Below are 23,443 nucleotides of genomic sequence, written 5' to 3' on the forward strand. Positions count from 1 at the left end.
AAATCGGGCGTTTCCGGCGGACGTTTTTGCACTGGAGTGGGTATTTTCGACTCACTTGCGCCTTGCAAAAGTGCGGGGCCGGTAACGCTGATTTGAGGGCGCAATGTGACCCCGACCGATTATTTGAACGTTAAGCGGCATTTCGGTTAAACCTGCGCGCCATTTCCCAGTCCTAGACTCCATGGCAGGCCGGTTCTGGCCTAACGTTTCAAACGTGCGTCGCGGTCAGGACGCTCAGTCGTATCAGGAGCCCTGTGCAATGACGCGCACTCGTAAAATTTTTACCTGGACCCTCGCCAGCCTCGTTGTCCTGTTGGCCGTACTGGTTCTGATCATTGCGTTCTTCGATTGGAACCGGATCAAACCACCGCTTAACGCCAAAGTTTCCGAAGAGCTGCACCGCCCGTTCGCCATCAACGGCAACCTCGCGGTGGTCTGGCAACGTGAACCCGACGAGGGCGGTTGGCGCGCGTGGGTGCCGTGGCCGCATGTCGTGGCGGAGGACTTGAGCCTAGGCAACCCGGACTGGTCGAAGACGCCGCAGATGGTCACCCTCAAACGCGTCGAGTTGCGCATCTCGCCCTTGGCCTTGTTGGCGCAGCGCGTGGTGATCCCGCGTATTGACCTGACCGAACCGAATGCCGACCTCCAGCGCCTGGCCGACGGCCGTGCAAACTGGACCTTCAAGTTCGACCCCAAAGACCCGAACGCCGAGCCTTCAAGCTGGGTGGTGGACATCGGTGCGATCGGCTTCGACAAAGGCCACGTGATCCTCGACGACCAGAACCTGAAGACTCAGCTCGACTTGATCATCGACCCGCTGGGCAAGCCTATTCCGTTCAGCGACATCGTCGGTGACAAAGCGGCGAAAACCGCGTCGGAGAAGGGGGCCGCGCCGCAGGATTACGCATTCGCGCTGAAGGTCAAAGGCCAATACCACGGCCAGAAACTCGCGGGCGAAGGCAAGATCGGCGGCCTGCTGGCGTTGCAGGACTCGGCCAGACCGTTCCCGCTTCAAGCAAAAGTGAAAATCGCCGACACCAGTGTCGAACTGGCCGGTACCCTCACCGATCCACTGAACCTCGGCGCCCTGGACTTGCGCCTGAAACTGGCCGGCACCAGCCTGGGCAATCTCTACCCGCTGACCGGCGTAACCCTGCCGGATACACCGCCGTACGAGACTGACGGGCACTTGATCGCCAAGCTGCATGAAGCGGACGGTGCAGTGTTCCATTACGAAGAATTCAACGGCAAGATCGGTCAGAGCGACATCCATGGCAGCCTGGCCTATGTCGCCAGCCAGCCGCGCCCGAAGCTGAGCGGATCGCTGGTTTCCAATCAACTGCTGTTTGCCGACCTGGCTCCGCTGATCGGTGCCGATTCCAACGCCAAACAAAAGGCTCGCGGCGGCGAAAGCAAGCAGCCGACGGACAAGGTATTGCCGGTCGAAGAGTTTAAAACCGAGCGCTGGCGCGATATGGACGCTGACGTCGAGTTCACTGGCAAGCGCATCGTCCACAGCGAAAAACTGCCGTTCAAGGATCTCTACACCCACCTGATACTCACCGACGGCGTGCTCAGCCTTGAACCTCTGCGCTTCGGTGTGGCCGGTGGCAACCTGGATGCTCAGATTCGCCTCAATGGCCGAACCGAACCGCTGGAAGGCCGGGCCAAACTCACCGCACGCAAGTTCAAACTCAAGCAGTTGTTCCCGACCTTTGAACCGATGAAAACCAGTTTCGGCGAACTGAATGGCGATGCCGACATCACCGGTCGTGGCAACTCGGTGGCCAAACTGCTGGGCAGCGCCAATGGCAATCTGAAAATGCTGATCAACGACGGCGCCATCAGCCGCGAGTTGATGGAGCTGGCCGGGCTCAATGTCGGCAACTTTGTGGTGGGCAGGATCTTTGGCGACAAAGAAGTGAAGATCAACTGCGCTGCTGCCGACTTCGACATCAAGACCGGACTGGCGACCACGCGTCTGTTCGTCTTCGATACCGAAAACGCGATCATCTACATCGATGGCACGGCCAACATGGCGACTGAGCAACTGGACCTGACCATCACCCCGGAATCCAAGGGCTGGCGCTTGATTTCGCTGCGTTCGCCGCTGTATGTCCGGGGCAAGTTCATCAAGCCGGATGCGGGTGTGAAGGCTGTGCCGCTGATACTGCGCGGGGCGGGGATGGTGGCGTTGGGTGTGATTGCGGCGCCGGCGGCGGGGTTGCTGGCGCTGGTGGCGCCGAGTGGGGGCGAGCCGAATCAGTGCGCGCCGTTGCTGGAGCAGATGAAGGCCGGCAAGGCGCCAGTCACCGTCAAACCCACTCGGTAAAATGCAGATCAAAAGATCGCAGCCTGCGGCAGCTCCTACAGTTGGAATGCATTCCCCTGTAGGAGCTGCCGCAGGCTGCGATCTTTTGCTTTTAAGGTTTACAGGTCTTTCAGGATGTCGGCCATGTCATCAGCATGCTCTTCTTCCTGAGCCAGGATGTCTTCGAAGATGCGCCGGGTGGTCGGGTCTTTTTCGCCGATGTACTGAATGATCTCGCGGTAGCTGTCGATGGCAATGCGCTCGGCGACCAGGTCTTCGTAGACCATCTCTTTGAGACTATTGCCGGCCACGTATTGAGCGTGGGAGTTTTTTGACAGCAAGTCAGGGTTGAACTCCGGCTCACCGCCCAGTTGCACAATGCGCTCGGCCAGTCGGTCGGCGTGTTGGGCTTCCTGGGTCGCGTGTTCGAGGAATTCGTCGGCGGCGACCTGGGCTTTCAGGCCGCTGGCCATAAAGTAGTGGCGCTTGTAGCGCAACACGCAGACCAGTTCGGTGGCCAGCGATTCGTTGAGCAGGCGCAGCACTTCTTCACGGTTGGCGCTGTAGCTTTCGGTCACCGCACCGTTCTCGACGTTCTTGCGGGCACGTTCGCGAAGGGTGGTTACATCAGACAAATGCATGTCGCTCATCTCGATCTCCTGGAGGCTAATCCGGTTTGCGTCACGCCTCTGGGGACGTGATCGCTACCTAAGGTGTGAGTGATGAGCATCGCGAAAAGTTTTATGTAATTTGGCAATCGAAAAGATCGCAGGCTGCGCCAGCTCCTACAGGGGAATGCGTTCTCCTGTAGGAGCTGCCGAAGGCTGCGATCTTGGCAATAGACCAGACAATCGGGCTTCTTCCTGCAACCACGCAAAAAACGCCCGCACCGGCGGATGCCGTTCACGGCCCGGCACGCACAGCGCGCTATAGCCCGCGCCATCGACCTGCACCTCGCCCTTGTAAGCCACCAGCAAGCCACTGGCCACGCTCTCGGACACCAGAATATTGCTCGCCAGCACCAGGCCTTGCCCGGCAATCGCCGCTTGCAGGGCGTAATGCTCTTCGTCGTATTCACGCACCACCGGTTGCCCGGCCAGCCAGGTTTCGCCGGACTTCACGCACCAGGCCTCCCAACCGTATGCGTAAAATTTTGAATTGCACCAGCGAACGCTAATCAACGTCGGTACTCGTCTGGCTGCCAGGGCCACCTGTTCGGGAGAGCCATAGACGCCAAAGGATTCGTCGAACAGACACAGCCCATAAAGGTTCGGATAGTCGTCGAGGGTGTAGCGCACCACCAGATCGACGCTGGCGTCCTGATGCAAATCGATGACTTCGCAATGGGTGTCGAGCCGCAGGCTGATATTGGGGTGGCGGGCATAGAAGCGCCCCAATCGCGGCACCAGCCACAGCGCGGCGAAGGCGGCAATGGTGGAGATCGTCAGGCTGGCGCCACTGCGTTGCGGGCGCAAGGTATCGACGCTTTGCGCCACTTCCAGCAAGGCGCCGTGCAGGCTCTGGAACAAGCGTTCGCCGCCGTCAGTGAGGCGCACTTGGCGCGGCAATCGTTCGAACAGCGCGATACCAAGCCAGCTTTCCAGCGAGCGAATCTGATGGGAAATCGCGGTAGGCGTCACCGAGAGTTCTTCTGCGGCGGCCTTGAAGCTCAACAAGCGTGAGGCGGATTCGAAGGCGCGCAGGGCGGTCAGCGGCAGCGAGGCAAACATTGGATACTCCATGGATGAAATCAATTCATCCTGAATGACTTTTGCTCATTTGAAGAGAGTGGCTACGCGCTTCAGGCTACAAGCCACAAAAGGTTGAGTGTAGTCCTCAGGAGATTCAGATGAGCACAGTTCTTGCGATTCACGCGAGCCCCCGTGGCGAGCGTTCCCATTCCCGGAGCCTGGCCGAAGTTTTTTTGTCGGCCTGGCAGGCCCGACATCCGCAGTCGCAACTGACCCGCCGTGAAGTCGGTAGGGCGTTGATTCCACCGGTTAACGAGGCATTTGTCGCGGCGGCCTTTTACCCTGAACCCGATGCCCGACCACTGTCCATGCAGGCGGATCTGGCGTTCAGCGATGAACTGGTGAGCGAATTGCTCGGCCATGATTTACTGGTGATTTCCACGCCGATGCACAACTTCAGCGTGCCCAGTGGCCTCAAGGCATGGATCGATCAGATCGTGCGGCTTGGGTTGACGTTCAATCACACCCTGGACAATGGCGTGGCGCAGTACGAGCCGTTGGTGCAGGGCAAAAAAGCGCTGATCGTCACCAGTCGCGGAGGGTTCGGTTTCGGGCCGGGCGGGGCGCTGGAAACCATGAACCACGCTGATCCGTTGTTGCGCACGGTGTTGGGTTTTATTGGCATTACCGACATCACTGTGATCGCCGCAGAGGGCGAAGAGTCCGCCGAGCGGACGTTCCAGATTTCCGTCGCCGAGGCGGAACAGCGTCTGCTGGCGCTGGCGGGAGAGTTCTAAATGTCCTGGTTGTTTTTGCTGATCGCCGCAGGCTTTGAAATCACCTTCGCCATGAGCATGAAGTACTCCGAAGGTTTCACCCGGCTCTGGCCGTCGATGATCACCATCGTAGCGGCTATCGCCGGGATCTACTTCCTGACCCTGGCCATGCGCGAGTTGCCGGTGAGCATCGCTTACCCGATCTGGACCGCCATCGGCTCACTGGGCACGGTGTTTCTCGGGTTTGCGTTGCTCGGTGAAAGCCTGACGGCAGTCAAGTTGGTGTCGGTAGGGTTGATCGTGGCGGGGGTGGTGGGGCTGAAGTAGGGCGGGATGTCATAGACTGGTCGTCGAGTTGTCATCTTCGATGCCGATGCTTGGCTGATGTCTTGCATTCAGCCTTGCGTCACCTCACCGATCACAAGGAAGTTCGCCCATGTCGCAAGGTTCCGCCACGCGTTACCCGTTGGTGCTGGTCCCGGGAATGCTCGGGTTTATCCGTCTGCTGCTCTATCCATACTGGTACGGGATCATCTCGGCGTTGCGCCGGGGTGGGGCGACGGTGATTGCGGTGCAGGTCTCGCCGCTCAATTCAAACGAGGTACGTGGCGAGCAGTTGCTGGCGCGGATCGAGGAGATTCTGCGGGAAACCGGGGCCGAGAAGGTCAACCTGATCGGCCATAGCCAAGGCTCGCTCACCGCCCGTTACGCCGCCGCCAAACGCCCGGATCGGGTGGCGTCGGTGACGTCGGTGGCAGGGCCTAATCACGGTTCAGAACTGGCGGATTACCTGCACAAACACTATCCGGGAGACAGCGCCAAGGGGCGACTGCTCACCGTTTTGCTGCGCTGGATCAATGCGCTGATGAGCCTGCTGGAAACCGGTTACCGCGGACCGAAATTGCCGGTGGATATCCACGCCTCCCATCATTCACTGACGACGGAAGGCGTGGCGTTGTTCAACCGGCGTTATCCACAGGGCTTGCCTGACACCTGGGGCGGGCATGGGCCGGAAGAGGTCAATGGCGTGCGGTATTACTCATGGTCCGGGACCTTGCAACCGGGCAAGACCGATCGCGGGCGAAACCTGTTTGATGGGACCAACCGCAGTTGTCGGTTGTTTGCCAGGACCTTCGTTCGAGAGGTTGGGCATTGCGACGGGATGGTCGGGCGTTACAGCTCGCATCTGGGGACAGTGATCGGCGATGAGTATCCGATGGATCACTTCGACATCGTCAATCAGTCGTTGGGATTGGTGGGCAAGGGGGCGGAGCCAGTCCGGTTGTTTGTCGAGCATGCTGCGCGGCTGAAGGTCGCGGGTCTATAAGATCAAAAGATCGCAGGCTTCGCCAGCTCCTACGTTGGAATGCGTTCTCCCGTAGGAGCTGCCGAAGGCTGCGATCTTTTTCTATCAGGCAACCCTGACCTTACGGCCCAACACCGTGGTCCAGCGCTCGGAAAGAATCACCCCACCCAACGTCAACATCCCACCCACCAGGTGATACACCGCCAACTGTTCATGCAGCACCACCGCCGCAATCAGTGCAGTAATCAGCGGCAGCAGATTGAAAAACAGCGTGGTCCGGCTAGGCCCCAGGCGGATCACGGCCTGCATCCACGCCAGCGGTGCCACCATCGAAGCCAGCAGGCAGGCATACAGCACCAGCGGAATATTCTGCAGGGTCAGGCCGGTTTTCGGGGAGAAGAGGAACAGCGGAAACAACACCACCACCGCTACCCATACCTGCAAGTACAGCAACACCAGCGGCGGTAATCGCAGCTGCCACTTTTTCAGCAGCGTGCTGTAAATCGCGTAGGCCAGGGTGGCGATCAGCATCATCGCGTCGCCCAGGTTCACTCCGTGTTCGAGCAGCGCACCAAGGCTGCCGGACGAGACGACCACCAAAACCCCCGCGAACGACAGCACCGCGCCGGCCAGTGCGCCGATGGTCAGGCGCTGGCCGAGGCTAATGATCGCCATGGCCAGCGACATCAGTGGCATCAGCGACAGGATGATGCCCATGTTGGTGGCCGAGGTCAGGCTCGCCGCGAAGTACGCCAGGCTTTGGTAAACAGCCATGCCGAGCACGCCGAGCACAAAGATCTTGCCCAGGTTCGGGCGAATCGCTGGCCAAAGGGCGATCACCGGTTTGAGCATGAAGGGTGTGAACAGCAGTCCGGCAAGCAGCCAGCGGTAAAAGCCGATCTCGGCGGGGAAGATCGCCCCGGCCGACATCTTGGTGATCACGGTGTTGCCGGCCCAAATGAAAATGGCCAGCAGGGGATAAGCGTATTGCATCGATAAAAACCAGAACGTTAATGAGGGGTGATTATCGCCTGTCTGGATGCAAGCCTATACTTCGATCCAGACAACCTGCCCCTGATGACGGACAGCATGAACAGTAAACACATCGATCTGCTCGACTTCAGCGAACTGCCTGCCCCGGTGTACTTTCGTTATGCCGACTTTGATGCGCATCGTTATGCCTCGGCGCACCGTCATCCATGGGGCACGCTGGAGTATTCGGCCCACGGCGTATTGCACATGGAAATTGGTGGCAGCCGCTTCATGTCACCGCCGCAATATGCGGTGTGGGTGCCGCCGCAGACCGAGCACAGCTTCTATAGCCATCAGCCCATCAACTATCGAGCGGTCTGCCTGGCTCCGCTGATGTGCCAGGACCTGCCGCAACAGGCCTGCACCCTGGCCATCAGCGACATCCTCAAAGCGATCCTCAAAGACTTCGCCGCACGCGATGTGAAGACTCCCGAGCACGACGCTGACAAACGTCTGGTTCAGGTGTTGGTAGATCAGCTGCAGCAGGCGCCAGTGCATGAGTGTTACTTGCCGTACGCCAGCAGCCCCGGCTTGCTCGGGATTCTGGAAGCCTTGCAGGCCGAGCCCGGTGATAACCGGCCCTTGGTGGAATGGGCCGCGCAGATCCATGTCAGCGAACGCACCCTGGCGCGGCGGTTCGTGCGTGAGTTGGGCATGAGTTTTGGTGAGTGGCGGCAGCGGTTGCGGTTTCTGGCGGCGATCGAAGCGCTGGATAGCCATCGCAGCATCCAGGAGATCGCGTTCGATATGGGTTACAGCACCGGTTCAGCGTTTATCGCGATGTTTCAACGCCAGGCGGAGTGCACGCCGGAGCAGTATCGACGCAGTCACCTTGAGACCAGGAAGGTGTAACAGGTGTTGTCTACACTCCAGAGCGAGGCCGTGCTCGTCGGTGCGGCAACAAGGAGAAAACTCCATGAAGATGTTGCGTGTCCCTTTGTTGATGATCGGTTTGCTGCTTTGCGCCCAGGGTTTTGCCGCCACAGAGCAACAGAACAAGATGACCAGCTGCAATGCTGACGCTACCGCGAAAACCCTCAAGGGAGACGAACGCAAAGCCTTCATGAGCAATTGCCTCAAAGCTGCACCCGCCGCCGATGCCGCCAAACCCCTGACGCCTCAGCAAGAGAAAATGAAAACCTGCAACGCCGATGCCGCCACTCAGGCGCTCAAGGGCGATGCGCGCAAAGCCTTCATGAGCGATTGCCTGAAGAAGAAATAAACATTGGAGCGGGATATGTGGGGGCTGTGAGAACCTCTTCGCGAGCAGGCTCGCTCCCACCATGGATCTGTGTACGCAGGGCAAATGTGGGAGCGAGCCTGCTCGCGAAGGGGGCGGCAAGGACGCTGAAAAAAATCGCCAGCGCCCCCACTAAGGTCGACCTACACAATCCCTAGTGCTGGCATCGGAACGCTGGCAGACTGCCAATCCTTTTACGCCGTTCGTTTTGAGGCTGTATGCCAACGTTTTCTCAACGCCAAGTCTTGCTGTTAATCAGTTGGGTCATCATCTTTGGTGGTTTGTTGCTAGTGATCCCGCTGCGATTGCTGCCCAGTCTGCTGGCCGGGCTGCTGGTGTTCGAACTGGTCAACATGCTCACCCCGCAATTGCAGCGGCTGATCGAAGGTCGGCGTGCGCGCTGGCTGGCGGTGGCGTTGTTGGGAACGCTAGTGGTCAGTGTGTTGACGCTGATCTTTGCCGGTGCCTTCAGCTTTCTGCTGCATGAAGCGGAAAACCCCGGCGCTTCTCTCGACAAATTCATGGGTGTGGTTGATCGGGCGCGCGGGCAACTGCCGCCGTTCATCGACGCCTATCTGCCCGCCAGCGCCGCCGAGTTCCGCGTGGCGATTGGCGAGTGGGTGAGCAAGCACCTCAGCGATTTGCAGCTGGTAGGCAAGGATGCGGCGCACATGTTTGTGACGCTGCTGATCGGCATGGTACTGGGGGCGATCATTGCCTTGCAGCGCGTGCCGGACGTGACCAAGCGCAAGCCATTGGCCGCCGCGCTGTTCGACCGCTTGCACCTGCTGGTCCAGGCGTTTCGCAACATCGTGTTCGCCCAGATCAAGATTTCCCTGCTCAACACCTTCTTCACCGGGATTTTCCTGGCGGTGGTCCTGCCGATGTTCGGGATCAAGTTGCCGCTGACCAAAACCCTGATCGTGCTGACCTTCCTGCTCGGCCTGCTGCCGGTGATCGGCAACCTGATGTCGAACACCCTGATCACCATCGTCGGTCTGTCGCTGTCGATCTGGGTGGCTGTGGCGGCGCTGGGTTACCTGATTTTTATCCACAAGCTCGAATACTTTCTCAACGCGCGCATCGTTGGCGGGCAGATCAGTGCCAAGTCGTGGGAGTTGCTGCTGGCGATGCTGGTGTTCGAGGCCGCGTTCGGCCTGCCGGGGGTGGTGGCGGGGCCGATTTATTACGCGTATTTGAAGAGTGAGTTGAAGCAGGTGGGGATGGTTTGATCCGCTGTTGATCTACTGTGGCGAGGGGATAAATCCCCTCGCCACAGGGTTTCGGATCAGTCCATCGTGCCGTAGCGCTTCATCGCTTCAATCGCCAGGCCACTGCCGATACTGCCGAAGATGTTCCCTTCCACATGCCGCGCATTCGGCAACATCGCCGAGACGCTGTTGCGCAGTGCCGGAATTCCGCTCGAACCACCGGTGAAGAACACCGTATCCACCTGATCAACCCGCACGTTGGCGTCGTTCAGCAGTTGGGTGACGCTGTTGCGCACGCGCTCCAGCAGGTTGTCGATGGCCGATTCGAACAGTGCCCGGCTCAATTCCACGCTCAAGCCCGGTTCGATGCGGTCCAGCGGCACATGGCGGCTGTCGGCGTGGGTCAGCTGGATCTTGGTTTCTTCCACTTCCATGGCCAGCCAGTGGCCAGCGCGCTGGTCGATCAGCTTGAACAGACGGTCGATGCCGCCGGTGTCTTCGATGTCGTAACGCATGCTGCCCAGCGCCAGGGTCGACTTCTGCGAGTACACCGAGTTGATGGTGTGCCAGGTCGCCAGGTTCATGTGGTGGCTGGTCGGCATGTAAGCGCCGCTCTTCATCCGGCTGCCGTAGCCGAACAGCGGCATCAGGCCTTGCAGGCTCAGCTGCTTGTCGAAATCGGTCCCGCCGATGTGCACGCCGCCGGTGGCGAGGATGTCATCGTGACGGTTGTCGTGGTTGCGGCGTTCAGGGGACAGGCGCACCAGCGAGAAGTCTGATGTACCACCGCCGATGTCGACGATCAGGACCAACTCTTCTTTTTCGATGGTCGACTCATAGTCGAAGGCCGCCGCAATCGGTTCGTACTGGAACGACACATCTTTGAAGCCGATGGCGCGGGCCACGTCCACCAAGGTGTTTTCGGCTTCCTGGTCGGCCATTTCATCGTCGTCGACGAAGAACACCGGACGACCCAGCACCACTTCATCGAACTCGCGACCGGCGGCGGTTTCGGCGCGCTTCTTCAGCTGGCCGATAAACAGCCCAAGCAAATCCTTGAACGGCATTGCCGTGCCGAGGACGCTGGTGTCGTGCTTGATCAGCTTGGAGCCCAGCAGGCTCTTGAGCGAGCGCATCAGCCGGCCTTCGTAGCCTTCCAGGTACTCATGCAGCGCCAGGCGGCCGTACACCGGGCGGCGTTCTTCCATATTGAAGAAGACCACCGAAGGCAGGGTGATCTTGTCGTCCTCCAGCGCGATCAGCGTTTCCATGCCGGGGCGCAGCCAGCCGACGGTGGAGTTGGACGTGCCGAAGTCGATACCACAGGCACGGGCTGGAGATGCGTTTTTCATGTCTTTCGAGTTCCGGTTAAAAAACGGCCGCGCAGTGTATGTCAGTGCGGCGCAGATTCGAAGGCCGACTATCCGCTAAATCTCGTTGATTGGCGCCTTGTAAAGACGGCGATATGCCCCAAACTTGTCTGCATTGCGCCTGGCAGCCCCAGGACGGTCGCAAGAACCGTCCACCGCTGCCGATAAACTTCTGATGCGCGCCCCGGTCACAACCTTGAGATCGGTCAACCTCGCGGCTGCCAATAAGCGCATGCTGCCGGTGGTGGCGCGGTTTTGATAACGGATGGTGATCCTTAGATGGACTTCAAAGACTATTACAAGATTCTCGGTGTGGAACCGACCGCGGACGATAAGACGATCAAGGCCGCCTATCGCAAGCTGGCGCGCAAGTATCACCCGGACGTCAGCAAGGAAAAGGACGCCGAGTCCAAATTCAAAGACGCCTCGGAAGCCTATGAAGCGCTGAAAAGCGCCGACAAGCGCGCCGAATACGACGACTTGCGCAAATACGGCCAGCACGGCCAACCGTTCCAGGGCCCGCCGGGTTGGCAGGGGCGTGGCGCAGGCGGTTTCGGCGGTGGTCAGGACACGGGCGATTTTTCGGACTTCTTCAGTTCGATCTTCGGCAACCGTGGTCCTGGTTTTGGTGGTGGGCAGTCGGGCCGTAGCGCCGGGCGTCGAGGGCAAGACGTGGAAATGGAACTCGGGATTTTTCTGGAAGAAACCCTCTCGAACGAGTCGAAGAAGGTCACCTTCCAGGTGCCGCAGTACAACGCTGCCGGCCAGCATGTCAGCAACACCAGCAAAAGCCTGAACGTGAAGATCCCGGCCGGCGTGGCCGACGGCGAGCGCATCCGCCTCAAGGGCCAGGGTGCACCGGGCACTGGTGGCGGGGCCAATGGCGACTTGTTCTTGATCATTCGCTTTGCGCCGCACCCCAAGTTCGACGTCGAAGGCGAGAACCTGATCATTACCTTGCCGTTGGCCCCATGGGAATTGGCGTTGGGCGCCGAAGTGGCCGTGCCGACCCTGACGGGCAAGATCAACCTCAAGGTTCCGGCCGGCAGTCAGAATGGCCAGCGTATGCGCGCCAAGGGCCACGGCTTGATGAACAAGGCCGGTCATCGCGGTTATCTGTTTGTACAACTCAAGGCCGTCATGCCTAAAGCCTCGGACGACGAGGTCAAGGCGTTGTGGCAGGAACTGGCGAAAAAAGCGGCTTTCAACCCCAGAGAAAACTTCTGATCCAAGAGACGGAGTAGCCCATCATGAGCAACCCCCTGATCGTTCAACTGGACATGGCAGAATTCTGTGAGGCGACCGACCTGTCGGACGTCTACGTGATCGAAATCGTCGAACACGGCATCCTCGAACCTCAGGGCAACCAGCCCAAGGATTGGCGTTTCAACGATTATGAGTTGGCGCTGGCCAAACGTGCCGCGAAGCTGCGGCACGATCTGGAGCTGGAATGGGAAGGCGTCGCCCTGGCGCTGGACCTGCTGGAAGAGGTCCAGCAACTGCGGGCCGAGAACCGCATGCTCAAGCAGCGGTTGGCTCGGTTGGTGATCGAGTAGTTCAACATCAAAAGATTGCGCACGCACCGAATATGTCCGGTGTACGTCGAAGTGCTGTGTAGTACTACGGAGCCTCTGGCTGATCAAAATTATCCAGCGCCCGATTCACCAACAACAGAAAACAAGGGTGTTATATATGTATGTTCAACCCTTTAATAGTTGAACGATCACTCTATTGAACGGTCGCCGGTCAAACAGTTTTTTAGTCTTTTATTTCAGGGGGTGCCGCTTAAGCTGATCACTTCTATCGTCATCTTTGGTTGTTACATAATGTCTGAATTAAAAGAGTTGGAATACGCAGAGCGAAGGCTTGTTGCTGTCGTTGCAAATAGTGGTCCTCACTATGTTCGTATTCTCCAGTTACTGCCGAGAGCAATACACTTCGCGCCAGACTCCAGGTTGTTATCACTGGACGCTGCACCCGTAACTTTCCCCGATTGGTACATGAATGCATCCAGCCTCAATCGGCACTACCTCAAGGAACTGGTCGAGGAGCGCTGGCGCTCACAGGCAAAGGTCGACGGCCCGCTGGAAAACCTGCAACAGGACATTCAGGCGTTTGCCAAACCCTTGCTTTCCACGCTCATCTGGTCGAATTTCAACACCCGTGTCGACGTCAGCACGCTGACGCTGAAGCTGTATATTCCGGACCGGATTATCTTTGGCATCGACAGTGGCGCCAGCCGTCAGCGCGAATCCACGCTGCTAGAGGCGGCGTTGCATAACTTCGAAGAACCGGAAACCGCTGAAGATTATTTCAGGACCGGTTCCGGTGTGTATTCCAGAAATTTTCGAGGGGAGTTAAAACTCGATAAAGCGATGACGGTCGCGAAAGTTGCCGCCCTGTGTCGGCGTCTGGACGTGGGGGCGCAGTATCAAACCCATATAAAAAGTATTCTGTTACCGCCTGACCCGAAGGCTCGCCAGTTATTGGAACAGAATGCGGTGGCGGCGCAGAAGGCCGCATTTAATCTGGCCGCGCTGATGGCTTACTTGAAAAAAGACATCAGCGAATATGCCTACAGCACACTTCAACACGTGCGCGATAACAAAAGCGATATCACCTTTCATGATCAGCCGCTGCACCAGCATCGACTGTCGCTGATGGGCTTCCCGTTGCACGGCATCGTGTTGTTCAGTGCGGTGAGTCAGCCGTCCCGGCTCAAGCCGTTGGTCGACGCCTTGACGCCCGACGCGCTGAAGTTCTGGAGCAACTGGTCACAACGCGTGCCGGTGTTGCCGGGCGGTGATTACGACAAGTTCAAACTGCTGCAATCGTTCCTGGCCAACGGTCCTGCTGGTATGCATGAGGACATGCTGCGTCACGACGATATCTATCAGCAAAGCCGTTTGGATGGGCCGGTGATTGCCTACGTGCCGGACGATCCCCTGCATCCGTTGAAAGAGTACAACTCCCTCGCCGACTTCATGAAAGAGCTGATCAGCCAATTGCACGAAGCGAAGTATCAGGCGTTTTTCAGCCGTTTCGTGAGGCAAAAGGACAAGGGCAAATTCTTCGTCCGGGTCAACGAACGGTTGACGCGGATTGTCTGGCAGCAACGCGAACCGTTGGACATGGGCCCCTGGTGGCGGGAAACCGCAGTCGAAAATCCCACCGCCGAGCCCATCACCAACCGGATCGCCGGCGATCTGTGGCAATGGCTGTACGTCGACACGCGCGATAAAGCCATCGCCGATGCGCGCGTCATCGCGGTGCCGACCGGCGATGAAGATGCCGCGACACGCTGGAGGCGGCTGACTAGCTACCTGGACATTGGCTGGAACATTTTCAACTTCGTCGGGATGCTGATTCCGGGTGTGGGTGAAGTGCTGTTGGGCGTGATGGTCGCGCAGATGGTCGACGAGTTGGTGGAGGGCCTCGAAGACTGGAGCAAGGGTGATCGGGAGGAGGCGGCGTTCCACATCAACGGGGTGCTGATCAATTTTGCCCAATTGGCGCTGATGTGGGCCGGGCATGTGTTGCCGGGCGGTGCGGCGGCCGCCGTTAAACCGAGCGCGTTGATCGACAGCCTGAAACCGGTGGAGGTGCCCGGTGGCAAGACCCGCCTGTGGAAGCCCGACGTCGGGCCTTACGCGCACCCGGTGGTGCTGCCGGCCAACGCCGTGCCCAACGACATCGGCCTGTATGAACAGGGCGGCCAGCAGTGGCTGCGGCTCGAAGAAAAAAACTATCAGGTGAGCCAGGACCCGGTGACGGGGCAGCATCGACTGGAACATCCGCAGCGCCGCACGGCCTACAAACCGCGGGTGGAACACAACAACGCCGGCGCCTGGAAGGTCGAGACCGAGCAACCGCTGGAATGGGACGCGAAGCGGTTGATGCAACGACTGGGGTACTCGGTGGACGCGTTCAGCGATGCCGAGCTTGCGCAGATCCTGGACATCAGCGGCACACATGAAGGTGTGTTGCGCAAAATGCACGTTGAGAGCCAGCCTGTACCGCCACTGTTGGCCGATACGCTCAGCCGATTTGACGCCTACAAACAGACCGAGCGCTCGATCGCTCAGATGAACAGCGATGAGTCTGCAACGGTTACCGCGAGCAGAAAGCGTGAGCTGTTCAATGATCGCTATGCCAGCCAGCACGCGAGCGCAGACCCACAGGTCAATCTGATTAAAAGCCGTTTTACCGGTATCCCCACCCGTATGGTCGAAGACCTGTTGGCCGGTGCATCGAGTGCGGAGCGCAAGCAAATGGCCAAATGGGACTTTGCCGACACTCGACAAACCAGGCCCATCCCGCTGCGTCTGGCAGAGGCGTTGCGTCACGCTCAACGTGAAGTGCGCCTGTCGCGGGCCTATGAGGGACTTTATCTGGATGCGCTGCTGACCCAGGACACCGAGCGCCTTGCCCTCAACACCCTGGAAGCATTGCCGGGGTGGCCTGGCAACTTGCGCATTGAAGTCCGGGAGGGTTCCTTGCATGGGGAGCTGCGCGCCAGTGTCGGGCCCGAGCAGGCCGCCGAGCGCAAGGTTCTGTTGCGCAAGGACGATGGCCGCTACGAAACCCGTGATGGTGAGGATCACCATTTGCATGGTGACGACGACCTGTATGCGGCATTGCAGCATGCACTGCCGGATGCCCATCGCAGCGCGTTGGGCCTGCCTCATGTCGGGCAGGGGGCGCAGCTCAAGCTGCTGATCAGGCGGCATGCCCTGTCACGTACGGCGCTGCGCCAGGTTCTGCAGATGCAGCCGGTCAAACCCTTCTTCAAGAAGCCGACGCGTGGGGGCGATGGTCGTTTTGGTTATCCGATGAGTGGCCGTGGGCAAAACATGCAAAGGTTGCTCGCAGAGCGCCGCGACAGGGTTCGCAGGCTGTACCCCTCCTATGGCAACGCAGACATCGAACTTGTTCTGGCGCAGGCGGCGAATGCGCAGGGTCATCCGACCCTCCCGATGACGATTGATAACTATCTGTTCAATCTTGAGTTTGAGCTGGAAAGCCTGAAAAACGAGGCACAAACCTGGGTGGAGACACCCAGTACGCACGTCCTGCCCGATGGCCGTACTGAGGTGGTCAGCCGGCAGGACAAACAGCGAGTGGCGGACTTGCTCCGCCAGTGCTGGCAAAGAGTGGACGTACCGGAAGGGGCAGGGGTGGGCTTTAATTCCGAGGGCTTGCTCAGCCTGGGTGGTCTGCGGGTTGGCGAGCTGCCGGTGATTTCCAGGGCGCAGTTTTTTCATGTCCCCTCGCTAGGCCTCAGCGCTATGGCGCTTGGGGCGGTGCCGGATGCTTTTCTGGAAGCGTTCCCCAACCTGCGCGAAATAAGCCTGGAGAATAATCGACTGACACGTTTGCCGACGGCGCTGCGGGAGATGCGCGGGCTCGAGGCACTTGATGTTTCCAGAAACCAGATTGCATTAACGCCGCAGACCGTTGCGGTACTCGAAAAATGTCCTGCATTACAACACCTGTACTTGAGTGATAACCCACTGGGCCGCGTACCTGACTTTCGCCGCATGCCGACATTGCGGCAAATCAACCTGCGCCGCACCGCACTCACCGAGTGGCCGACAGGGCTGGATGCCTTGCCGGATCTTCAACGCGTCGATTTGCGCGATAACCTGATCACCCGGGTTGCAGACGACATCCTCAACCCTTCTGAAGAGCATGCAGCCGCTGCCGAGCGGGCATTCAAACGCACCTCTCTGGACGGTAACCCGCTCACGCCTTCTGCCCTGGAGGACTATGCACAGGCCTGGATGCGCTTTTCCCGGCCGCCCGAAATGGTGCATGTGCCAATGGCACCGAATGGGATTCGCGACCCCCTGGCCAATTCCAGTGCGAGGCTTGAGCGCTGGATGCGAGACATTCCAGACAGCGAGCGTGCAATCAGGGAGGAGCAATGGCAGCTTTTGGAACAGATGCAAGACAATGCGAACGAGTTCTTCAAGTTGTTGGAGGACCTGGGGGAAACGGCCGAATACCGCAATGCCTACCCGGATCTACAGGCGCGAGTGTGGAAGATACTGGATGCCGCCACGCACTCCGAGGAACTGCGTACCGACTTGTTCCTTCTGGCAGGAGATGTAGAGACTTGCGCCGATGGGGCCAGTTTGATTTTCAGTCGGTTGGAGGTCAGGAACCTCGCCAACGAAGGCTTGAAGAGCGTCAATGCCGTGCAGGCCAAAGAGGAGCTTTCGACCTTGGCAAAAGGACTGTTCAGACTGGATGAAGTCGAGCGAATCGCGCAGCAGGATATAGACGCTCGCATTCGTGTCATTGCGCAATCAAACGATACCCTCCTGAAGAAAGTTGAACGAGCCTTGAAGGTCGATAGAGTGGAGATCCGACTTGCCTATCGCATCGGCTTGAAGGACCGGCTGGGCTTGCCGGGGCAACCTGGACAGGCCATGTTCACAAGGATTGCCAATGTGACGACGCCGATGCTCGATGCTGCAGAGCAGCGGGTGCTGAATTTGGACAACTCCGCGCAGGAGTTTTTGGCGACCACTCAGCGTGATTTCTGGAGGGCGTTCCTGAAAAACAAATACTCCGATGAACTGCTGCTGGATCAAGATCCACTGTGGGTGCGTCAGCAAGCGTTGGATGACGCACAACAAGGCATGACGAGTCAGGAGTACAAGCTCAAAAGCGACGAACTCAAGAGCGAGTTCAACGCGATGGAGCAAACATTCATTGAGCGCAAGACAAAGGTGGAATTACCCCAACTGAACGCCGGACAGTGAGGCTGCGGCAGGATTGATACGAGTCGCGTTCTAATAAATATGGGTTGCCTTGATTTGCCCCACATGTTGCCAATTGTGCAATGTTTGGGGCTTTTTCAATGCTCGTCGGGCGTTAAGCAACATCCAGCATAGTGCCATCAACCCTATATTGACCCGCTCGTATTGCAGTAAGAAGTTGTCGACCCTTGACCAGGAAGGTTGGCGGGGCATATGAACAACGGCAGCGCAGACGCATGGCGTTATATATGTATTTTTCGCACTGCAATATTCGAACGGTCACTCTATTTTTTACGCGGGCGGTCGAGCAACTTTTTAGTCTTTTGTTTTAGAGGGCACGATTTAAGCTGTTCGCTCCTATTGTTATGGTTGGGTTGTATCTAATGTCTGAATTAGAGTTGAATAGAATTACTGGTTTGACGGTGATCCGTCCGGGCGTTGATAAAAAACTGCCCCGCGACCTTATTGTCCAGTACCTGCCCCGCGCGATAACGCAAGCGCCGATGAGCCGTCTGATATCGCTGGACATTGCAAGTCCGCAATACCCCGATTGGTACCTGGAAATGTCCAGCACCCATCGGCAACAGCTCAAAAAGCTGATTGACGTGCGCTGGCGGTTGCAAGACAAGGTGGACGCTTCTCTGAAAGACCTGGAGCACGACATACAGGCGTTTGCCAAGCCTTTGCTGGCCGAGGCGATCCGCTTGAATTTCAACTCAAGTGCCGACGTCAGCAAGCTGACGCTGAAGCTATATGTGCCGGACACGATTCTCCAGTTCATAGACGGGGGCGCCAGTTATCAGCGCAATTACTCGCTGCTGGAAGCCGCGTTGCATAACTTTGAAGCCGCCGAAACCGCCGAGGATTATTTCAGGACGGGCTCCGGTGTGTATTCGACGGATGCCAGCGGGGAGTTGCAGCTTGAAAGCACCATGACCGTCGAGAAAGTTACCACCTTATGTCGGAACCTGGACGTGGGCGCGAAGTATCAGGCCCATATAAAAAATATCCTGATGCCGCCCGATCTGAACGCCCGGAAGTTATTGGAGCGGAATTTGTTGGCGGCGGAAAAAGCCAGTTTCAATCTGGCGGCGCTGATGGCGTACGTTAAAAAAGACGTCAGCATGGATTCATATAACATCCTTCAGCGAGTGCACGACAGCGAGCGTGGAATTAACTTTCATGGCCAGCCGCTGCACCCGCATCGGTTAACGCTGATGGGTTTTCCGCTGCACGGCATCGTGCTGTTCAGTGCCGTGAGCCAACCGTCCAGGCTGAAATCGTTGGTCGACGAATTGACGGCTGATGAAGTTAAAATTTTGAGCGAGTTTTCGCATCGCGCGCCGGTGATGCCAGGAGATCATTACGGGAAGTTCAAACTGCTGGTGTCGTTTTTCACCAACGGTCCTTCCGGCGTCCAGGAAGACATGATGCGTCGCGAGGACCTTTATCAGCAAAGCCGTCTCGACGGACCGCTGATTGCCTACGTGCCAGATGATCCGCTGCACCCCTTGAAAGAGTACAACTCCCTTGCCGACTTCATGAAGGAGCTGCTCGGTCAACTTCGCGATAAGTCCTATCAGGAGTATTTCAGCCGTTTCGTGAGGCAAAAGGACAAAGGAAAGTTTTTCGCACGGATCAATGAGCGCCTGTCGCGTGTCGTCTGGCAGCAACGCGAGCCGTTGGACATGGGCCCTTGGTGGCGGGAAACCGCGCTCGAAAACCCCACTGCCGAGCCCATCACCAACCTGATTCCCGATGACGTGTGGCCGTGGCTGTGTGTCGACAAACGCGACAAAACCATTGCCGATGCGCGGGTCATCGCGGTGCCGACAGGGGACGAGGATGAGGCCGCACGGTGGAAGCGCCTGAGCTCTTATCTGAACATCGGCTGGAACGTGTTCAACTTTGTCGGAATGTTGGTGCCCGTGCTGGGGGAAGTCCTGCTGGGGGTGATGGTTGCGCAAATCGTCGATGAGCTGGTGGAAGGCATCGAAGACTGGAGCAAAGGGGATCGGGAAGAGGCCGCGTCCCACATCAACAGTGTGCTGATCAATTTTGCCCAGTTGGCGCTGATGGGGGTTGGTCACGTCCTGCCTCGGGGAGTCAGGGCGATCAAACCCAGCCCCCTGATGGACAGTCTCAAAACGGTGGAGCTGCCCGACGGCAAGACCCGCTTGTGGAAACCCGACGTTGCACCTTACGCGCAGCGGGTAGAACTGCCCGCCAATGCCAAACCCAATGCCATCGGCCTGGTTGAGCAGGACGCCAAGCAATGGCTGCCAATGGAGGACAAGCACTACGAGGTGAGCCAGGACCCCGTGACCGGTCTGCATCGGCTGGAACACCCTGAGCGTCCCACGGCCTACAGACCGCGGGTGGAACACAACGACGCCGGCGCCTGGAAGATCGAAACCGAACAACCGCTGGAATGGGACGCGGAGGGGGTGATGCGGCGCATGGATAGCCGACTCGCCTCCAACTCCGCGCAAACGCTGGCCAAGATTCAGCGAGTGAGCGGTGTCCATGAAACCGTGTTGCGCAGGCTGCATGTCGAACATGAAGCCCCACCCGCGTTGCTGCGCGATACCGTCACCCGTTTCGACGCCTACGGCGAGGCGGAACGGTTGCCTCAGAAAATCCTGGCCAATCAGGTACCCGACGAGATGATTGGCGTTGAAGCGGCCGCCATGGTCGAATTGCCGCGCTGGCCCGAGCGTCGCGCCATTGAAGTGTTTCAGGCAGAGAATCGCACCGGACCTTCGGTCAAACACGGCAATGCAATGGCCACTGACCCGATGACGATCAAGATCAGCCGTTCCGAGCTGGCGGCCGGGAAACTGCCAGAGCGGGTGCTTGAATCGTTGAATGAAGCCGAAACGCGCAACCTGCTGGGCCATGAGATCGCACTCGATAAACCGACGCGTATCCAAACGCTACACCAGCAGATGGCCATGCAGGCAGGCAAACAGAAAAAAAGCCTCTTCGAAGCACTTTATAAAAAACGCGACATTTCCACCGATCCACGTGTGCAGCGAGTGCTCAATGAGGTTCCGGAGCTGCCGGCCAGCGCTGCTCAGGAACTGCTGGAACAGGCCGAACCGGAAGATCTGCGACACCTGGCCGAAAAACAGCGCCTCTCGCTACGTTTGCGCCAACAGGCCCGACAAGTGCGCGACCGGGTGCGATTGAACCGCGCGTATGAGGGCCTGTACCTTGAGGAACTGGCCGGTGCCGACTCGCGCAGACTCGAGCTGGGGTCGCTGGCCAACCTGCCAGGTTGGTCCGACGAGGTACGCATCGAGATTCGCGAGCTGGGATTCAACGGGAAACTGCATGCCAGCGTGGGGCCGGAAGAGGCGCCCATCCGCAAAGTACTGATTCTCGACGAGGACGGCCGTTACCAGGCGCGGGACGCCGAGGATCAGCACCTGCACGGTACCGATGAGTTCTACGCTTCAGTCTTGCACGCCTTGCCGGATGCGCAGCGTGACGCGCTGGGGTATGGCATTCACGATGGCGCACGACTCAAGGCTGATGTACATCGCTCACCCCTGAGCCATGATCAGTTCGCCCCGACATTGCTTGAACATCCGATTCGTAAGCCGACTTATGACCCGCAAACCATGAAGCTGCTCGGGGGCATGGAAGGTTACCAACGCGCTGCCGGGGAACGTACTGCACGGCTTCGCGTGCGCAGCCTTTATCCAACACTCACCGATGCCGAACTCGATACGTTCATCGAGACGTTGCGCCAGCGAAACATATCGCTGGGCCCACAGATTCAGGCGCTTGAGATCGAATTCGACCAAATGGTTTCAACGCTGAACCGATGGGTGAACGGGCCGACCCGGGATTTTCGTTTCGGTCCCAGTGGCGTTGCCGAGTGGAGCGCCAGGAACACCATCGCCGCCAAAATCAGGCGGTGTTGGCAGCGCACCGGCCCCAGGCATATAGATGCGTATGGGAACGTTCTTGGTCAGACGCTGGACCTGAGTAACTTCAATTTGTACCTGCACATCGATCGCATGCCCAAGCTGGAGGCCAACTTCGACCACGTCACGCGTCTGTGGTTACGCAACACAGGGTTATCAAGTATCGAGCAACCGTTTTTTGAGTCCTTTCGCAATGTGCAAACGCTGGACGTGGCGCGTAATTCCCTGACGGCGCTGCCGCAGAGTATCACCCAGATGCCGCACTTGACCGACCTGGACCTCACGAAAAACCGAATCGTGCTGCGGCCCGCGGACGTCGCAATGCTCAGGAACCGTACTCGACTGACCACTTTAAGTCTGGGTGACAACCCGCTGGGGTTGTTGCCGGACATCAGTCGCATGCCCGACTTGCATACCTTGGTGTTGTCGGGCACAGGGGCCAGTACCTGGCCGCCCGGGACTTTTACCTTGCCACGGTTTCGGCACTTTTTCCTGGATCTGCGCAACAACCCGTTGACGGATATTCCGCGGGTTGCTCGGGGGACATGGAACGCCGAGCTGTTGGGGCGTACGTGGCTCAGCCGCGAACCTAGATGGATGTCAGCTGAAAACCTGGAAATTCTCAAAGACTATGTTCGGTCGGTGGGCATGGATCCTGATCGTGCGTACCCGCCCCGAGGTGTGCGTGCCAGCATCGATTGGGAGCAAGGCTTGAGCCGGCCTGAGTGGGTAGCGAAGCAAGAGCTCTGGAACGAGGTTGAGGATGAATTCAATTCGACCGATTTTTTCGAAGAGATCGAAATCCTTACCCGGTCTAAAGACTTCACCGCCAGCAGGGCCTATCGGGCCGATTTGACGGCCAAGGTTTGGCGAATGCTGGAGACCATGGCTGAGGACGCCTCATTGAGAGAAAAGTTTTTCAGGGAGGCCAACGCACGATCCAGCTGCGTCGACGGAGCCACACAGCTTTTCAACGTCCTGGGTGTGGAGGTGCTGGTTCAAGAAGCTAAAAAACTGAGCAACAACGGTTTGATCGAGGCTGAGCTGGTGAGCCTGGCAAAAGGCAAGTCGCGGTTGGATGAGCTCGGGAGAATCGCCAGGCGTCATATCGAGGCCCGAGAGGCGGCGGGGGAGCGATATCGACGTGAAAATGCCGCCGGTGATATCACCGGAACGATTGATGAGGTCGAGGTTCACCTGGCCTTTATGACGGACCTGGCAGAACGGCTGGACCTGCCGTGGCAGGCCCGCGGCATGCAGTTTCGCAATATGGCAGGCGTCACCAGTGAAATGATCGAGAATGCCTATCAGAGGATTCTGGGGCTGGAGGAGGGCAATTTGCTGCGTGATTCGATTGCCGAGCAGCCATTCTGGAGTTCTTTTGTCGAGAGTTCCAACCGGGCACGCTTCCGAGCAATTGATCGCAAGACAGTCGCCACGACCGAGTTCAAGGAAACCCTGGATGCAAGAGCGCGCAGCGCGAACTTGTCACCGGAGGAGAAAGCCGGATTGAAAGAGCAGATCCGCGTCCTGGCCGCTGAACTCGGCCAGCCGGAAAGTGCTATCGCTCTGGGCGAGGTCATGACGGACGAGGCCTATGAACAAGAGCTGGCCTTGATTAGAAGCGAGCGTGAAGCCTTGTTACTGCAACTGACTCAGAACGCCATGGATCGGGCCAAACTGAATCGGGTGGAGATACCTTTCACGGTCGACGCGGGCAGCGAACTGACCCAACAAGAGCTGGCGCAGACCCGCTTCTGATCAATCACTGAGTCACCCCAAAATGGCAAAAAGCCCCAAG

15 protein-coding genes are annotated in these 23,443 nt (G+C 58.4%); 11 read left to right on the forward strand and 4 right to left on the reverse strand.

What is annotated here, in order from left to right:
- Positions 1-259: 259 nt before the first annotated feature.
- Positions 260-2,335 carry an AsmA family protein gene (locus tag ACA059_RS02750; protein WP_497632631.1) on the forward strand — a complete coding sequence of 692 codons (2,076 nt, stop codon included), beginning with the start codon at positions 260-262 and terminating at the stop codon, positions 2,333-2,335.
- A gap of 98 nt (positions 2,336-2,433) precedes the next feature.
- Here ACA059_RS02750 and ACA059_RS02755 read toward each other — a convergent pair whose 3' ends face one another.
- Complete coding sequence (locus ACA059_RS02755; protein ID WP_497632632.1) at positions 2,434-2,964, reverse strand: ferritin-like domain-containing protein; 531 nt, start codon at positions 2,962-2,964, stop codon at positions 2,434-2,436.
- 135 nt (positions 2,965-3,099) lie between these two features.
- Complete coding sequence (locus ACA059_RS02760; protein WP_497632633.1) at positions 3,100-4,056, reverse strand: LysR substrate-binding domain-containing protein; 957 nt, start codon at positions 4,054-4,056, stop codon at positions 3,100-3,102.
- Between the two features lie 107 nt (positions 4,057-4,163).
- On the opposite strand from ACA059_RS02760, the gene ACA059_RS02765 reads away from it, so the two are divergent.
- The 3 genes from ACA059_RS02765 (at position 4,164) to ACA059_RS02775 (ending at position 6,108) form a co-directional block, all read left to right on the forward strand.
- Positions 4,164-4,802 carry an FMN-dependent NADH-azoreductase gene (locus ACA059_RS02765; RefSeq protein WP_497632634.1) on the forward strand — a complete coding sequence of 213 codons (639 nt, stop codon included), beginning with the start codon at positions 4,164-4,166 and terminating at the stop codon, positions 4,800-4,802.
- The gene (locus tag ACA059_RS02770; RefSeq protein ID WP_497632635.1) at positions 4,803-5,108 is read left to right on the forward strand and encodes a DMT family transporter; all 306 of its coding nucleotides are present in this window, start codon (positions 4,803-4,805) and stop codon (positions 5,106-5,108) included.
- A gap of 109 nt (positions 5,109-5,217) precedes the next feature.
- The gene (locus tag ACA059_RS02775) at positions 5,218-6,108 is read left to right on the forward strand and encodes an alpha/beta fold hydrolase (RefSeq protein ID WP_497632636.1); all 891 of its coding nucleotides are present in this window, start codon (positions 5,218-5,220) and stop codon (positions 6,106-6,108) included.
- 84 nt (positions 6,109-6,192) lie between these two features.
- On the opposite strand, the gene ACA059_RS02780 is transcribed toward ACA059_RS02775, so the two are convergent.
- The gene (locus tag ACA059_RS02780) at positions 6,193-7,080 is read right to left on the reverse strand and encodes a DMT family transporter (protein ID WP_497632637.1); all 888 of its coding nucleotides are present in this window, start codon (positions 7,078-7,080) and stop codon (positions 6,193-6,195) included.
- A 96-nt stretch (positions 7,081-7,176) separates the two neighbouring features.
- Here ACA059_RS02780 and ACA059_RS02785 point away from each other — a divergent pair, with 96 nt between their 5' ends.
- The 3 genes from ACA059_RS02785 (at position 7,177) to ACA059_RS02795 (ending at position 9,591) form a co-directional block, all read left to right on the forward strand.
- On the forward strand, positions 7,177-7,971 hold the full coding sequence (locus ACA059_RS02785; protein WP_497632638.1) for an AraC family transcriptional regulator: 795 nt from the start codon (positions 7,177-7,179) through the stop codon (positions 7,969-7,971).
- Positions 7,972-8,035: 64 nt separating this feature from the next.
- Complete coding sequence (locus ACA059_RS02790) at positions 8,036-8,341, forward strand: PsiF family protein (protein WP_497632639.1); 306 nt, start codon at positions 8,036-8,038, stop codon at positions 8,339-8,341.
- A gap of 236 nt (positions 8,342-8,577) precedes the next feature.
- Positions 8,578-9,591 carry an AI-2E family transporter gene (locus ACA059_RS02795; protein ID WP_497632640.1) on the forward strand — a complete coding sequence of 338 codons (1,014 nt, stop codon included), beginning with the start codon at positions 8,578-8,580 and terminating at the stop codon, positions 9,589-9,591.
- 56 nt (positions 9,592-9,647) lie between these two features.
- Here the strand turns inward: ACA059_RS02795 and ACA059_RS02800 are convergent, their stop codons facing one another.
- Positions 9,648-10,922, reverse strand: coding sequence for an Hsp70 family protein (locus tag ACA059_RS02800; RefSeq protein WP_150767965.1), 1,275 nt, complete (start codon positions 10,920-10,922; stop codon positions 9,648-9,650).
- 297 nt (positions 10,923-11,219) lie between these two features.
- Between ACA059_RS02800 and ACA059_RS02805 the strand changes: the two genes are divergently transcribed.
- The 4 genes from ACA059_RS02805 to ACA059_RS02820 all read left to right on the forward strand — a co-directional run bounded on the left by ACA059_RS02805 (position 11,220) and on the right by ACA059_RS02820 (position 23,403).
- Positions 11,220-12,167 carry a DnaJ C-terminal domain-containing protein gene (locus ACA059_RS02805; protein WP_497270316.1) on the forward strand — a complete coding sequence of 316 codons (948 nt, stop codon included), beginning with the start codon at positions 11,220-11,222 and terminating at the stop codon, positions 12,165-12,167.
- Between the two features lie 23 nt (positions 12,168-12,190).
- Entirely contained in the window at positions 12,191-12,496 is a 306-nt protein-coding gene (locus ACA059_RS02810) for a chaperone modulator CbpM (protein ID WP_415773060.1), read from the forward strand.
- A 444-nt stretch (positions 12,497-12,940) separates the two neighbouring features.
- The gene (locus ACA059_RS02815) at positions 12,941-17,710 is read left to right on the forward strand and encodes an NEL-type E3 ubiquitin ligase domain-containing protein (RefSeq protein WP_497632641.1); all 4,770 of its coding nucleotides are present in this window, start codon (positions 12,941-12,943) and stop codon (positions 17,708-17,710) included.
- 500 nt (positions 17,711-18,210) lie between these two features.
- Complete coding sequence (locus tag ACA059_RS02820; protein WP_497632642.1) at positions 18,211-23,403, forward strand: NEL-type E3 ubiquitin ligase domain-containing protein; 5,193 nt, start codon at positions 18,211-18,213, stop codon at positions 23,401-23,403.
- Positions 23,404-23,443 lie beyond the last annotated feature (40 nt).

Source organism: Pseudomonas sp. LBUM1647, assembly GCF_059716175.1.

Excerpts from the sequence above, each read along its gene's own strand:
- ACA059_RS02775 (WP_497632636.1), top strand. The coding sequence starts at position 5,218 with ATGTCGCAAGGTTCCGCCACGCGTTACCCGTTGGTGCTGGTCCCGGGA.
- ACA059_RS02800 (WP_150767965.1), bottom strand. The coding sequence starts at position 10,922 with ATGAAAAACGCATCTCCAGCCCGTGCCTGTGGTATCGACTTCGGCACG.
- ACA059_RS02820 (WP_497632642.1), top strand. The coding sequence starts at position 18,211 with ATGAGCCGTCTGATATCGCTGGACATTGCAAGTCCGCAATACCCCGAT.
- ACA059_RS02795 (WP_497632640.1), top strand. The coding sequence starts at position 8,578 with ATGCCAACGTTTTCTCAACGCCAAGTCTTGCTGTTAATCAGTTGGGTC.
- ACA059_RS02765 (WP_497632634.1), top strand. The coding sequence starts at position 4,164 with ATGAGCACAGTTCTTGCGATTCACGCGAGCCCCCGTGGCGAGCGTTCC.
- ACA059_RS02810 (WP_415773060.1), top strand. The coding sequence starts at position 12,191 with ATGAGCAACCCCCTGATCGTTCAACTGGACATGGCAGAATTCTGTGAG.
- ACA059_RS02780 (WP_497632637.1), bottom strand. The coding sequence starts at position 7,080 with ATGCAATACGCTTATCCCCTGCTGGCCATTTTCATTTGGGCCGGCAAC.
- ACA059_RS02785 (WP_497632638.1), top strand. The coding sequence starts at position 7,177 with ATGAACAGTAAACACATCGATCTGCTCGACTTCAGCGAACTGCCTGCC.
- ACA059_RS02805 (WP_497270316.1), top strand. The coding sequence starts at position 11,220 with ATGGACTTCAAAGACTATTACAAGATTCTCGGTGTGGAACCGACCGCG.
- ACA059_RS02760 (WP_497632633.1), bottom strand. The coding sequence starts at position 4,056 with ATGGAGTATCCAATGTTTGCCTCGCTGCCGCTGACCGCCCTGCGCGCC.
- ACA059_RS02815 (WP_497632641.1), top strand. The coding sequence starts at position 12,941 with ATGAATGCATCCAGCCTCAATCGGCACTACCTCAAGGAACTGGTCGAG.
- ACA059_RS02770 (WP_497632635.1), top strand. The coding sequence starts at position 4,803 with ATGTCCTGGTTGTTTTTGCTGATCGCCGCAGGCTTTGAAATCACCTTC.
- ACA059_RS02755 (WP_497632632.1), bottom strand. The coding sequence starts at position 2,964 with ATGAGCGACATGCATTTGTCTGATGTAACCACCCTTCGCGAACGTGCC.
- ACA059_RS02750 (WP_497632631.1), top strand. The coding sequence starts at position 260 with ATGACGCGCACTCGTAAAATTTTTACCTGGACCCTCGCCAGCCTCGTT.
- ACA059_RS02790 (WP_497632639.1), top strand. The coding sequence starts at position 8,036 with ATGAAGATGTTGCGTGTCCCTTTGTTGATGATCGGTTTGCTGCTTTGC.